This window comes from Pseudomonas sp. GM17, from assembly GCF_000282175.2.
Classification (GTDB): Bacteria; Pseudomonadota; Gammaproteobacteria; order Pseudomonadales; family Pseudomonadaceae; genus Aquipseudomonas; species Aquipseudomonas chlororaphis.
Window position 1 is genome coordinate 3,332,941 of the sequence record NZ_CP124732.1, and the last position, 12,922, is coordinate 3,345,862.

Annotated in this window: 11 protein-coding genes and 2 pseudogenes; 5 read left to right on the forward strand and 8 right to left on the reverse strand. The window is 65.1% G+C overall.

What is annotated here, in order from left to right; genetic code table 11:
* Positions 1-69: 69 nt before the first annotated feature.
* Complete coding sequence (locus PMI20_RS15150; RefSeq protein ID WP_007925501.1) at positions 70-783, reverse strand: SGNH/GDSL hydrolase family protein; 714 nt, start codon at positions 781-783, stop codon at positions 70-72.
* Positions 784-793: 10 nt separating this feature from the next.
* Positions 794-1,087 (reverse strand): annotated as a pseudogene (locus PMI20_RS15155) (TonB-dependent receptor plug domain-containing protein); the annotation flags it as partial.
* Between the two features lie 2 nt (positions 1,088-1,089).
* Here PMI20_RS15155 and PMI20_RS15160 point away from each other — a divergent pair.
* From PMI20_RS15160 to PMI20_RS15170, 3 genes and pseudogenes are all read left to right on the forward strand, one after another.
* Positions 1,090-1,422, forward strand: a pseudogene (locus PMI20_RS15160) (TetR family transcriptional regulator C-terminal domain-containing protein); the annotation flags it as partial.
* Positions 1,423-1,564: 142 nt separating this feature from the next.
* Positions 1,565-2,602 (forward strand): NADPH-dependent curcumin/dihydrocurcumin reductase, encoded by a 1,038-nt coding sequence (gene curA / locus PMI20_RS15165; protein WP_007925504.1) that lies wholly within the window; start codon positions 1,565-1,567, stop codon positions 2,600-2,602.
* A gap of 252 nt (positions 2,603-2,854) precedes the next feature.
* The gene (locus PMI20_RS15170) at positions 2,855-2,962 is read left to right on the forward strand and encodes an NAD(P)-binding domain-containing protein (protein WP_007925505.1); all 108 of its coding nucleotides are present in this window, start codon (positions 2,855-2,857) and stop codon (positions 2,960-2,962) included.
* Positions 2,963-3,029: 67 nt separating this feature from the next.
* On the opposite strand, the gene PMI20_RS15175 is transcribed toward PMI20_RS15170, so the two are convergent.
* The 4 genes from PMI20_RS15175 to PMI20_RS15190 form a co-directional block, all read right to left on the reverse strand.
* Positions 3,030-4,271, reverse strand: coding sequence for a hypothetical protein (locus PMI20_RS15175; RefSeq protein ID WP_007925508.1), 1,242 nt, complete (start codon positions 4,269-4,271; stop codon positions 3,030-3,032).
* Positions 4,271-5,266 (reverse strand): DegT/DnrJ/EryC1/StrS family aminotransferase, encoded by a 996-nt coding sequence (locus PMI20_RS15180; RefSeq protein WP_037034602.1) that lies wholly within the window; start codon positions 5,264-5,266, stop codon positions 4,271-4,273. Before PMI20_RS15180 ends, PMI20_RS15175 begins: the two co-directional genes overlap by 1 nt.
* A complete protein-coding gene (locus PMI20_RS15185; RefSeq protein ID WP_007925512.1) occupies positions 5,257-5,766 on the reverse strand; it encodes a hypothetical protein in 510 nt (169 codons plus the stop codon). Before PMI20_RS15185 ends, PMI20_RS15180 begins: the two co-directional genes overlap by 10 nt.
* A gap of 68 nt (positions 5,767-5,834) precedes the next feature.
* Complete coding sequence (locus PMI20_RS15190; RefSeq protein WP_007925514.1) at positions 5,835-6,101, reverse strand: hypothetical protein; 267 nt, start codon at positions 6,099-6,101, stop codon at positions 5,835-5,837.
* Positions 6,102-6,444: 343 nt separating this feature from the next.
* On the opposite strand from PMI20_RS15190, the gene PMI20_RS15195 reads away from it, so the two are divergent.
* Together PMI20_RS15195 and PMI20_RS15200 are read left to right on the forward strand one after the other, a co-directional pair.
* Positions 6,445-8,952 (forward strand): hypothetical protein, encoded by a 2,508-nt coding sequence (locus tag PMI20_RS15195; protein WP_007925516.1) that lies wholly within the window; start codon positions 6,445-6,447, stop codon positions 8,950-8,952.
* A gap of 10 nt (positions 8,953-8,962) precedes the next feature.
* Positions 8,963-10,921: a GMC family oxidoreductase gene (locus PMI20_RS15200; protein ID WP_007925518.1), complete on the forward strand. Its 1,959-nt coding sequence runs from the start codon at positions 8,963-8,965 to the stop codon at positions 10,919-10,921.
* Positions 10,922-10,970: 49 nt separating this feature from the next.
* Here PMI20_RS15200 and PMI20_RS15205 read toward each other — a convergent pair whose 3' ends face one another.
* Positions 10,971-12,209 carry a phospholipase D-like domain-containing protein gene (locus tag PMI20_RS15205; RefSeq protein WP_007925519.1) on the reverse strand — a complete coding sequence of 413 codons (1,239 nt, stop codon included), beginning with the start codon at positions 12,207-12,209 and terminating at the stop codon, positions 10,971-10,973.
* Between the two features lie 53 nt (positions 12,210-12,262).
* A complete protein-coding gene (locus PMI20_RS15210; protein ID WP_007925520.1) occupies positions 12,263-12,910 on the reverse strand; it encodes a MotA/TolQ/ExbB proton channel family protein in 648 nt (215 codons plus the stop codon).
* Positions 12,911-12,922: the final 12 nt, after the last annotated feature.

Below are 12,922 nucleotides of genomic sequence, written 5' to 3' on the forward strand. Positions count from 1 at the left end.
GTGCGAAACCCCGGAGTTTGTTGGCCGGCGTCCAGGGCGGGTGCGGGTGTGTGGGAGAGAGGGAGCGGCTTAGCGGCTGCAACGCTGGCGAATGACCCGCGCCGCTTCATCCGCGAGGATCTGGTAGAGCGCCGGGGAAGGGTGGAAGCCGTCCCCGGCCATCAGGCTGGCGGCCGGCTGGAAGCGGGTCGCCAGCAATGCGCAGCGATCCTGGCCGGCCAGCAGTTCGACCAGCAGGCTGTTGAAGCGCCGGGCCCTGAGGCCCAGGTACCAGCGCAGCGGCTGGGGCAGGGCGGGGAACAGATGCATGGGCGGCACGGGCAGGAAGACGATGTGCCGGGCCTCGAAGCGCTCGCTCAAGAGTGCGATCAGGCGCGAGATCCGCGCCTGCCATTCGGCCGCGGCGATGCGGCTGGTGACGTCGTTGACGCCGATGGACACCAGGGCCACATCGAAGGGCTCGGCCGGGCCGTCCTCCAACAGCTGGAACAACTGTCGCGAGTCCAGCCCGGACTGTGCCCGTAGCTGCCATGACAGCTGGAAGTCGCCGGCGAGGCCAGCCACCAGCCGACCGGCAATCGCCTCGTCCTGGGTAAGGGCGCCCACGCCCGCCGCCGCGGAGTCGCCGAGGATCAACAGGCGCAGGGCCGGCCCGCTGGCGTCGGCGTGCCTGCCTTGGCGCGGGCCTTCGGCCTCCGGCAACCTGGGGGTGACCCAGCGGGTGTACAGGCCCTGGGCGAGTAACAGCGGCCCCAGGGCCACCTTGGCGAACACGTCGGTCATGGGCTGCTACTCAGAAGGCATATTGCAGACGAGTGTAGTAGTAGCCGCCGGTGAAGCCGAAGGGCGAGTAGTTGCCCCAGTTGTCGCCGAACGACGAGTTGCTGACGCCGATAGGGTCGGGGTACTTGTCGAACAGGTTCTGCGCGCCCACCGCCACGGTCAGTTGTTTGTCGAAGGCATAGGCCACGTCCAGGTCGGTGATCCACTTGGCCGAGTATTCGCGGTCCAGGTCCGGGTTGCTCGAACTGTTGACCTCGGTGTAGGTGCCGTAGCGGGTCAGTCGCAGGTTGACGTCGAAGTCGCGGCTTGATGAGCTATTGGCAGAGCTGGCTGGACAACTACTGCGTGCCTGGCGACGAGCAGAAATGCCTGGTGGTCAAGCTGAGCGCGGAAGTGGCGGACCTCTCCGAGATGATGCGTCTCACCTTGCGCGACGGCGCCGAGCAGATCATCGACCGCCTGGCCGCCTGCATCGAGCAGGGCCACCTCGACGGTTCCCTGCCGGCCAGCGCCGCCCGCCAGACCGCCACCGGCCTGTATCAGCTGTGGCTGGGGGCGAGCCTGCTGTGCAAGCTGCACCGTGATGTCCGGCCCCTGGAAGACGCCATGATCACTACCCGGGCGATGCTGGAAAGCTGAATTAAACAGATCCTTTGATACCCGCTGCTAACCAGCGGGTATTTTTGGCCTGGTAACTAGACGACTGGTCTAATAAGTGCCGAGCCTGGCGACCCGTCGAATGCTTCTTGAAACGCGTCTCTGCCTGTGAAGGAGTTTGAATATGTCTCAGTCGAACCAGATCAATCGCAGCATCGTCCTCGCCTCGCGCCCCCATGGCGTACCAAGCGAAGCCAACTTCCGCCTCGAATACCAGCCGGTTCCCCGACCCGGTGCCGGGCAGGTGTTGCTGCGCAGCGTCTACCTGTCCCTCGACCCCTACATGCGTGGCCGCATGAGCGACGCACCTTCCTACGCGCCACCCGTGGGCCTGGGCGAGGTGATGGTCGGCGCCACCGTGAGCCGGGTGGAGGTGTCCAATCACCCGGATTACGCCGTGGGCGACTGGGTGCTGGCCTACAGCGGCTGGCAGGACTATGGGCTGTCCGACGGCACGGGCTTGACCCGGCTTGGCGCGGCGCCGGAGCATCCTTCCTATGCCCTGGGTGTGCTGGGCATGCCCGGGTTCACCGCCTACATGGGGCTGCTGGATATCGGCCGGCCCCAGGCCGGGGAAACCCTGGTGGTGGCCGCCGCGACCGGCCCGGTGGGCGCGACCGTGGGCCAGATCGGCAAGCTCAAGGGCTGCCATGTGGTGGGCGTGGCCGGCGGCGCGGAGAAATGCCGCTACGCGGTCGAGGTACTGGGTTTCGACAGCTGCGTCGATCACCAGGCCGCGGACTTCGCCGAGCAACTGGGCAAGGCCTGCCCCAAGGGCATCGACATCTATTACGAGAACGTCGGCGGCAAGGTCTTCGATGCGGTGCTGCCGCTGCTCAACACCTCGGCGCGGGTGCCAGTGTGCGGGGTGATCGCCCATTACAACGACACCGATTTGCCAGAGGGCAAGGACCGTCTTTCGCTGCTGATGAGCCTGGTGCTGCGCAAGCGCATCAAGATCCAGGGCTTCATCATTTTCGACGACTACGGTTCGCGCTACGACGAGTTCTACCGCGACATGTCGCAGTGGTTCGCCGAAGGGCGCATCAAGTACCGCGAGGAAGTGGTGGATGAACTGGAAAGCGCGCCCCAGGCGCTGATCGGCCTGCTGCAGGGGAAAAACTTCGGCAAGCTGGTGATTCGCGTCGGCGCCGACGACTGAGCCCGTGGCCAGTCGTCCATGGATGACTGGCCAGCCTCCTTTGCCGAGCCCGGATTATCAACCTGGGCCGACCGGGCGGCGATAGAGATCCACCGGCAGATGCCTCACTAACAGACCATGATCAACGCGGCGCTCGAGCATGTGCTGGAGCGCCAGGTCTGCCTGCTTTCCGCGATTGCCGTGGACAGTCAGCCGGCCCTCTGAGCCCGCGAGCCCTGTTGAACCCCTATTGACGAAATAAGGAGTGCGAAGATGAACATCGGTTTTCTCGGGCTGGGCGGCATGGGCGCGGCCATGGCCAGCAACCTGCTCAAGGCCGGTTACCAGGTGAGTGTCTGGAACCGTTCGGCCGACAGCTGAGCGCCGCGGTGGTGAAGATCGCCGGCAACTTCATGTACCGCTGCGGCGCTCCGGGCAGGACTGACGCCTAACCGCGCAACGGCCGGCAGGCTTCTTCCAGGGCGGCGCGCAACGCCTGGCACAGACGATCCGGCTCGCCGCCCTGGCGAAAGCCGCTGACTTGGCGTTGCAGTTCGACGAAACACGGGCCCTCGGCGGTCCTTGCCAGGCTCACGCGCGGATCGGGCTGGACGTAGCGCGGATCGCCCGGCCCCAGGTACAACCCGTTGAGGTTCTGGTAGTCAGCGTCGATCCAGGCGTACAGGTGATGCTCGAAACCCTCGGCAAACCGATAACGGCCGAAGTCCATCACCTGCAATTGCAGCGGCTCGATGCTGGCTGTTCCGGCCAGTTGCACATTGACCCCATCGATCAGCAGCGGCGCGCCCTGGTTGTCCGCCAGCAAGCGCTGCAGGGGCTCGGCGACCTCGGCGCTGACCCGCAGCGCTTCGCCGTCGCGCCGTACCCGCAGTTCGCCGTTCTCCCGGCCAACCTGAAAGCGCACCGCACCACAGCTGCTGGCGGTCAGGCCATAACGGCGCAGCAACAGTTCGGCCTGCATCAGGGCGCCGGCCAGTTCGGCGCCTTGCCAGTAGCGTTGCCACTGGCAGCGCGGGCGGGTGCAGGGCCGGCGCAACAGCAGCACCGCCGGTTCTGCCGGGCGCCCGTCATGCCACAAGGCGTCGAAGCCCAGATCGATCAGGGCATAGGTTGGCAACGGCGTGATCGCGCCGCCGGCGTGGCTCATGGCGGCGAATACCAGATGCTCCATCAGCACTTCGTGCACCGCTTCGGCCAGGGTCAGCAAACCGTTGGAGTGGGGCAACACCGGGGCTTCGTCCGGCGGCACGCCGATGCCCTTGATGTCGAACAGCACCTGCGCGCTTTCCGGGGAGCACAGCACCGCGGCGCGGCCATAGCGAGGCGGGCGCCAGGCTGCCACCCGGCGGCCGTCGAGGGCGATAGGGGTGTTGATGCCCCGTGCCGCCGCCTGGCTGGTGGAGATAAAGGCGGCGTTGTGCAGCAGCCAGAGGTCGATCGCGGCCTGCTCGTCGGTGCCGTGTGGCGTCGCCCAGAGGCTGCCAAAGTCGGCGCGGATCGCCCCGTAGCTGGCGAACAGCACCCGGGCGCCGGCCACCCCCAGCAGCTGTTCTTCGACCAGCGCCTGGCCGCTGCCGGCGTAGTCCGCCAACTGCCTTACCCGTGGGCCGGCCGCGAAGGGCAGGTCCAGGTCATGGTTCGGTTCATCGAGCGAGTCGAAACGTTTCATCAGTGGCCTCCGGCCCAGGCGGCGAGGCGCCGTGGGTGGTCGAGAGCGGCGAGCGGGTCCAGCAGAATCCAGCTGTGGTGCAGGTCCAGGGTCGGTTCCGGCCCCTGGGCCACCTCGCCATGGCGCCCGAGCATGGGCAGGTCCCGCAGCGCGCCGCGGGCCGGGGCGCAAACCCCGAGGGCCTCGGCATGGGGGCTGTAGCGCAGCCGCTCGAACAGCGGCCGCTCGCGGATGCGGATCGGCACGAATTGCCAGCTCGGCGCCAGCGTGCCTTCGACGGCCCAGGGTTCCAGGCCGTAATCGCGCAACCGCGCCAGCAGCTCCGGCACCTGTTGTCTGAGCCTGTGGGTGCGCGCCTGGACCGCGGCGACGGCGGTTATCAGCGCCGGCAAGGCTTGGATCGACAAGGGAGCGCTCGATGCCGGCCGTGCCCGCGAACGCTGGCCTGGCGACCAGACATCGATCTCGCCATCCACCGGGCTATCGCCAAACAGTGCGCCGCCACCGCCGATATCCAGGGGTTTGCCATGGCCCATGGAAGTGACCACCAGCGAAGCTCCGGGGCCGCTCAGACCCCAAGCGCCGGCGCTGTCTTCGATGATCGGCAAGCGCTCCCCCAGCAGGTGGCGCAAGGCGGGGATATCGCAGGGCAGGCCGTATTGATGGACCGCGATCACCGCGTCCAGGCCATTGATGTGGGGCGCCAGGGCGGCAGGACTGAGCAGCAGCTCGGCGGCGTTTTCGATAATCACCGGCACCGCACCGGCATTGAGCACGGCCGCCACCACCTGATGGCAGGTAGCGGCCGGAACCGCGACCCGCCAACCCGCGGCGACGCCCAATTGACGCAGCGCCACTTCCAACGCCGCCGTGCCGGAGCCCAGCAGGGCGCCGTAGCGACGCCCATAGAACTGCGCGAGCCAGGACGAGCACGGCAGCCGATCGACTTCCCGTGCCCGCCACTGGCCATCGGCGGGAAGCGCGATTACTTGCACTTGTCCATGGCGCAGGCAGTCAAGGCTTCGACCTTGCATTTGTCCATCGCACAAGCGGTCAGGGCCTCGACCTTGCATTTGTCCATCGCACAGGCGGTCAGGGCTTCGACCTTGCATTTGTCCATGGCGCAGGCGGTCAGGGCTTCGACCTTGCACTTGTCCATGGCGCAGGCGGTCAGGGCCTCGACCTTGCACTTGTCCATGGCACAGGCGGTTAGGGCCTCGGCCCGGGGGCCGCCGATGCGCCAGCTGGTGAACTTGCTTTCCGGCAGGGCGCCGCGCTTGACCACATCCAGATGCAGGGTGCGGGAATCGTGGTCGTTACATTCGAGGAGGATCTCGTCCTCGCCGATCGCGAAGTGATCGTGCAGCAGGCAGAGTCCGAAGCGATCCAGGTTGCCGTGGCGCTCCAGTAGCTCATGCAGGTCATTGATGAATTGCGCATCAGACGCCCCCAATGGCATGGCTTCGTCAAAGGAAGGATTGGTGTGTCCGTTCATGTGGTGTACTCCAATATGTTTGATTTAAACCGGTCATCTTCATCAACAGTGCGCGGTACGTTTCTGCCTCATGCACCTCCTTGTTCCGACGGAACCTTGCTTGCGGATACCCAAAGGGAGTCGATGCTCAAGCGATCGATGGCCTGGCTGAAGTCCCTGGCGAAGGCCGGCGGGCTGATGCGGCGCACGTTGACCGCGGCCGAGATGAAGGCGAAATCGATGCTGCCGTAGAGCAGGCCAACGCCTTTGCGCGCCAGGCCCGGCAGAGCCTGACGTGAGTCGATACGGGCATGTTCGGCGTGAAGAGCCGAAGAAGCGGGCTTTTTCCTGTCCATGTGCAGCCCTCGCGAAAGGGAGGGTGATCCGTCCCTCACGAGTAAGTTAAAGCAGGAAAACAGCAGGTTGCCAGTAGCGTTTCCGACAGCCGGAAAGCTGAGTGTGAAGCCCGATAGCCAATCGCAATTACCCCTGGCTTTTCATCGCCAAATGGAAGTATTGAGCCGCTTGCCATGGCCTAGTATGGCGGCTGTAGGGCGTTTTAAAGCGGCTGGCGCACCGAGGTTAACCGGCCCGGTGCGCAGGCAGTCGGTTGTTCGGCCATCAGAAAAAGAACCGGTCGCGACACAGGTGTCCCCAAGGACAGAGGGACCGGTCTGCAGCACATGCAAGGAGCAGCGCATGACACCCGTGAAGCTGATGTTGAGCATTTTCCTTCCTTTGGTGCTGTTACAGGCCTGTAGCAGCGATACGAAAAACCCCTGCGGCAACAAGCCCGGCGAGCGACTCGACGAAGCCAAATGCGTCGGCCGCGATGCCGGCAGCCTCAGAGGCGCCGACGAGGACTATTTCGCCGACATGGACTACGGCGTGTCCAGGCAACCGCAACTGCTGGTCGAGCGACTGTCGCCCTTCATCCCCGGTATTACCGAACAGCAGGCGCTCCAGGCCTTCGCCCGCGGGCGCAACAACTGGATCGTCTGGACCGCCGGCAACGATGCGCTGTGGGACAAGCTCTCGCGTGACAGCGTCGGCAACCTGGACCTGCTCAAGACCGTCTCCAACCACCCGAGCCTGAAATACAACCGCGATAAACGCTGGCAAGTGCTGGGGGTGGTCAACGAACCCTGCTACGTCAAGGGCGAGGGGCCGCGTGACGATCGCTACGGCCTGTGGCTGGACAAGCGCGACCCGTCCTGCGCCGCCGACCCTTTCGAGGACGAAACCAAATACCCCGGGGTGAAGATCGGCGCCCGAGGCAAGAACCTGCCGGTGGGCTCCTACTACGGCTACGGCACCGGGATCGTCGGCCTGCGGCTGTTCCCCAACCCGGACTTCGACGAGCACGCGCAGAAGAAGTGGGACGCCAAGCGCTATTACGAAGACCCGGCCTATTACAACGACAACAAGCTGGTGAAACCTTACCGGGTCGGCATGTCCTGCGGCTTCTGCCATGTCGGGCCGAACCCGACCAACCCGCCGGCCGACCCTGAACATCCGGCCTGGTCCAACCTCAACTCCAACCCCGGCGCGCAGTACTTCTGGGTCGACCGGATCTTCATGTGGAACCAGGACCCGAGCAGCTTCCCGTACCAGTTGTTCCACACCTCGAAACCGGGAGCGCTGGACACCTCGTTCGTCTCCACCGACTACATCAACAACCCACGCACCATGAACGCGGTCTACAACCTCAAGGCGCGCATCGAGCTGGCCTCGAACCTGGGCAAGGAAAAACTCGCTGGCGGCGGGCTGAACAACCGCCAGTTCAACGAGGTGCCCGGCGTACCGCCGGACAGCCCGCTGGCGCAGTTCTACAAAAAACCCGACACGGTGTTCACCCCGCGGGTGCTCAAGGACGGCGCCGACTCGGTGGGCGCGCTCGGGGCCTTGAACCGGGTGTTCATCAATATCGGCCTGTACAGCGAGGAGTGGACCACCCACTTCCGGCCGCTGATCGGCGGCAAGCCGATCACCCCGTTCCGCATCGACGTGGCGCGCAAGAACTCCTCCTACTGGAACGCCAACGAGGCGCAGACTCCGGACCTGGCGTTGTTCTTCCTGGCCTCGGCGACCCCGGACTACCTGAAGAACGCCCCCGGTGGCGCGGCACACCTGAGCGAACCGGCGGCGGTACTGGAGCGCGGCAAGGAAGTCTTCGCCGACACCTGCGCCCGTTGCCACTCCAGCAAACTGCCGGAAAAGGCCTGGACCTTCTTTCCCGACCATGGCTGCGTGAACGACGGTTACCTCAAGTGCTGGAACAATTACTGGACCTGGAGCAAGACGCCGGAGTTCAAGACGGCGATGCGCGCCATCGTCAAGGATGAGAAGTTCCTGACCGACAACTTCCTCTCCACCGAGCTGCGGGTGCCGGTCACCCTGACCGAAACCAACGCCTGCAGCCCGCTGGCGACCAACGCCCTGGGCGGCAATATCTGGGACAACTTCTCGTCGGAGTCGTACAAGCAGTTGCCGGCGGTAGGCTCGGTGCTGGTGCAGAACCCCTACACCGGCGAACCCTGGGAGTACGCGATGCCGGCGGGCGGACGTGGTTATACGCGGCCAGCCTCGCTGGTCAGTGTGTGGTCCACCGCGCCGCTGCTGCTGAACAACCGCCTGGGTCAATTCCACTGGAAGGGCGGGGTGGAGGACCGCATGGCGTCCTTCGACAGCTCGATCGAGATGCTGCTGTGGCCGGAAAACCGCACCGGCGACTTCCAGGTCATGACCCGCTCCGGCAAGACCCATATGGGCACCGTCGACGTCACCAGTGAGACCAGCTATCTGCGGGTCAGCAGCGGCTATCTGCCGACCTTCCTGCAAAAGCTCGAAGGCCTGTTCAGCCACTGGCTGCCGTGGCTGTTCGGCGAGGACGGCATCCAGCTCGGGCCGATCCCGCAAGGTACGCCGGTGAGCCTGCTGTCCAACATCGACCTGGAGAAACGCGACCAGGTGCTGGACCTGCTGCTGAAGATCAAGCACGACCTCAAGCAACTGCCGCCTGGTGCCTCCGACGAGGAAGCCCGCAAGGTCTTCGCCGGCCTGGTCAAGCCGCTGCTGCAGGTGAGCAAGTGCCCGGACTTCGTGGTGGACAAGGGGCATTACTTCGGCACCAGCTTCCTCAAGGAGGAAGCGCCCCTGAGTGATGCAGACAAACGGGCCTTGATCGCCCTGTTGAAAACTTTCTAGGTGGCCAGCGATGAACAACGAAACGGATTACGAGTACATCGTGGTCGGCTCCGGGGCCGGGGGCGGCACCGTCGCCGCCCGCCTGGCCGAACAGGGCCGCAAGGTGCTGGTGCTGGAGTCGGGCAGCGACCCGGCGGCGGCAGACACCACCGCCCCGCGGCTGCCGGAGGAGTACCAGGTGCCGGCGTTCCACCCGCGCTCCACCGAGAACGATGCGATGCGCTGGGACTTCTTCGTCCGCCACTACAGCAACGATGCCCGCCAGTCGCAGGACCCCAAGTTCACCCGGACCTTCCAGGGCGAGAACGTCGACGGGGTGCTGTACCCGCGGGCCAGTTGCCTGGGCGGCTGCACCGCGCACAACGCGATGATCACCGTCTACCCGCACAACCAGGACTGGGACCATATCGCGCAGATCACCGGTGACCCGTCGTGGAACGCCAGTGCCATGCGCGAGCACTTCCAGAACCTGGAGAACTGCCATCACCGGCCGCTCCAGCGGTTTCTCTCCTGGTTCGGCATCAACCCGTCGCGCCACGGCTTCAAGGGCTGGCTGCACGTGGAAAAGGCCGTGCCGGAAGCGGTGATCGACGACCTGTCGCTGGTGCGCTCGATCGTCAAGTCCGCCGAGCAGGCGTTCAAGACCCTGGGCGAAACCCTCAAGCGCATCGGCTGGCAATTACAGGGCGTGGGCGACCCCAACGACTGGCGGCTGGTGCGCGAGGAAGCCATCGGCCTGCGCTATCCGCCGCTGACCACCCGGCACCACCATCGCCACGGCACCCGCGAACGCCTGCTGGATGTGCAAAAGCGCCACCCGGATAACCTGCACATCGAGCTGGACGCGCTGGTGACCCGGGTGCTGCTCGATGACCAGCAGCGCGCCTATGGCGTGGAGTACATCAAGGGCGCGCGGCTGTACCGGGCCTGCACCTTGCCGCGCAATGCCACCGGTGAACTGCGCCAGGTGCACGCCAGCCGTGAAGTGATACTCGCCGGCGGCGCCTTCAACACCCCGCAACTGCTGATGCTCTCAGGCATAGGCCCGCGCGAAACCCTGGAAGCCAAGGACATCCCGGTGCGGGTCGAATTGCCGGGCGTCGGGCGCAACCTGCAGGACCGCTACGAGGTCGGGGTGGTCAACCGGATGAACTTCGAGAATTGGGAAGTACTCAAGGGCGCGCGCTACGCCAAGGGCGATCCGCAGTACGAGGAGTGGGCCAAGGGCAAGGTCGGGGTCTACAGCACCAACGGCGCGGTCCTGGCGATCATCAAGAGATCCCTGAAGCAACGGCCGCTGCCGGACCTGTTCTGCTTCTCCCTGCTGGCGCTGTTTCGCGGCTATTTCCCCGGTTACTCGAAGCTGATCGTCGAGCACCTGAACTACCTGACCTGGGCCATACTCAAGGCCCATACCAACAACAACGCCGGCTACGTCACCCTGCGTTCGAAAGACCCGGCCGACACCCCGCTGATCAACTTCCATTACTTCGAGGAGGGCAGCGACACCCAGGGCGAAGACCTGCAATCGGTGGTGGAGGGCATCAAGTTCGTGCGCAACCTGGCCCAGCCGCTGAAAGACGCCGGGCTGATCGCCAGCGAAGAACTGCCCGGCGATGCAGTACAGACCGACGAACAGCTCAGGACCTTCGTCATGAACCAGGCCTGGGGCCACCACGCCTCCTGCACCTGCCCGATCGGCGCCGACGACGACCCGATGGCCGTGCTCGACAGCGCCTTCCGCGTACGCGGCGTGGGCAACCTGCGGGTGGTGGACGCCTCGATCTTCCCGAAAATCCCCGGCTTCTTCATCGTCACCTCGATCTATGTGGCGGCGGAGAAGGCGGCGCAGGTGATCCTGCAGGATGCTGTTGCAGCACGGGCGCAGGCGGTTCGCGGGGCAGGGCAGGCTACAGCCAGTGCGGACAGAGCGACCACGGTGGAGGCGATGGTTGCGTCAAAACGCTGAACGCTGGACAGGAGGCCGAGCCGTCGAAAGGCTCGGCCTTTTCTTGCCTTCACGGCGTGCCCGGATGCGGATCCGGATACTCAGCCATCACCTCCAGCGGCTTAGCATAAGGCCCATCCCACAATTGCCCGTGCAGCTCACCAATGCGCCTGGCCATCGCGCTGTCGTGCATCACCACTTCCAGGTTGCGCGAATTGTCCAGGTAGCCACCGAGCCAGTTGCTGGTGCCGACCCAGGCCACCTGCCCATCGATCTCCATGGTCTTGCTGTGAATCACCCGGGCATAGGGAATGAACCCTTGGGACGCCTGGGGCAGGGTGACAATCCTGACCTGGACATTGGGCAGCACCGCCAGGCTTTTCAGGTAGGGCAGTTCCAGCTTGTCGGTGTTCCAGTTGGACACCAGCAACTTGATCGACACGCCCCGCGCCGCGGCTGCCCGCACAGCATTGTCGATCACCGCGTAATAGGGCCGGGTCCGCTCAGGCCCGTAGGACAGCGGCGCATAGTCCAGCAGTTGCACCCGCACTTCGTTCTTCGCTTCGGCCAGCAGGCGCGGCAACTCCTGTTGCGAGTCGCCCACGCCGGGCGGGTTGTAGCGTTGCGGGCTGGCCACCAGGTAATTGCCGCGGCGTAGCGGCGACTGGCCGGGGGCGGGCAGGGGCACCGGCTGGTTTGCCGCCACGGCCGCCTGGGCCTGCCAATCCTGTTCGAAGATCGCCTGCACCTGGGCCACGGTGGCCTCATCGCTGATGCGCAACCCGGTTTCGTGGATGTGTTCCAGCGAGCGCCAGTCGAAGTTCTGGCTGCCGATGAACGCCTGTTTGCCGTCCACCACCATGTATTTGGCATGGATGATCCCGCCGCTCACCCGGGCATAGGGCAGTACCCGGAAGGTCAGGTTGGGAATCGCCCGCAGGCGCTCCAGGGTGGCGGGGTCTGACAGCTTCAGGCCCTTTTCTTCCAGCAGGAAGCGAATCTTCACGCCGCGTTTGCCGGCTGCCTCAAGGTGTTCGATCACCGTGCCCAGTACCGACCCGGGATGGTCCGCCGCATAAAACTGGCCGATGTCGATCCGGCTTTTCGCGCCATCGAACAGCTCGATCCACACGGGGCCGGGTTGCCGCAGATCCGCTGTGCCAAGCGCGGTCTCCACCGGCACCGTATGCACCAATTCGAACCCCGCAACGGCAAAGTCCGCCTGGGCCAGCGGACTGATCAGCAAGCCAGCCAGGCCTGCGATCCGAACGCTGGGCAGCGCTCGTGGAAACTTCATGCATACGGACATAGGCGTCTCATGTCGAAAAAAAGGCGGGCGCGGCCTGCGCCCGCCCTGGGAAATTACGCGGTACGGCTGTGCAACGGGCTCGGCGCCCGATGCGGCACCTCATCCTGCACACGGGCGCCGGTGGCCGCGCGGATCAGCAGCATCTTCAGTTGATCGTTGATGCGCTCCAGGCTGTCCTGGAAAAAATTATGGAACACCACGCAGAACAGGGCGATGGCGATCCCCAGGCCGGTGGCGAACAACGCCGTGCCGATACCGCCGGAAATCTGGCCCGGGTCGGACACCCCGGCGCTGGCCAGGGCCTTGAAGGTGTCGATGATCCCCAGGATGGTTCCCAGCAAGCCTAGCAAGGGGGCGGCGGTGGTGATGGTCTCGATGATCCACAGGCTGCGGGCCAGTGGCGCGCGGGTCGACAGGTATTGGCTCTCGATCACGTCGTCCAGGTCCTTGCGCGAACCCTGGGCAGCCTTTTGCGCCAGCACCGGCAGGACCATGCTCAAGGGCAGGCTGTCGCGGCGGGTGGCGCCTTGCGGCAAATCCCGCTCGCTGTGCACCTGACCGCCCAGGGCCTCCATCAACGCCCTGGTCTGGCGCCGCACATAGGCGAAGTAGAGACCGCGCTCGATGGCGATGAAGATCGCGATGGCCACCGCGGCATACATCACATAGAAGGTGATGTCGTGAAGCAGGTTCATGTCCATGATGCTTTACCT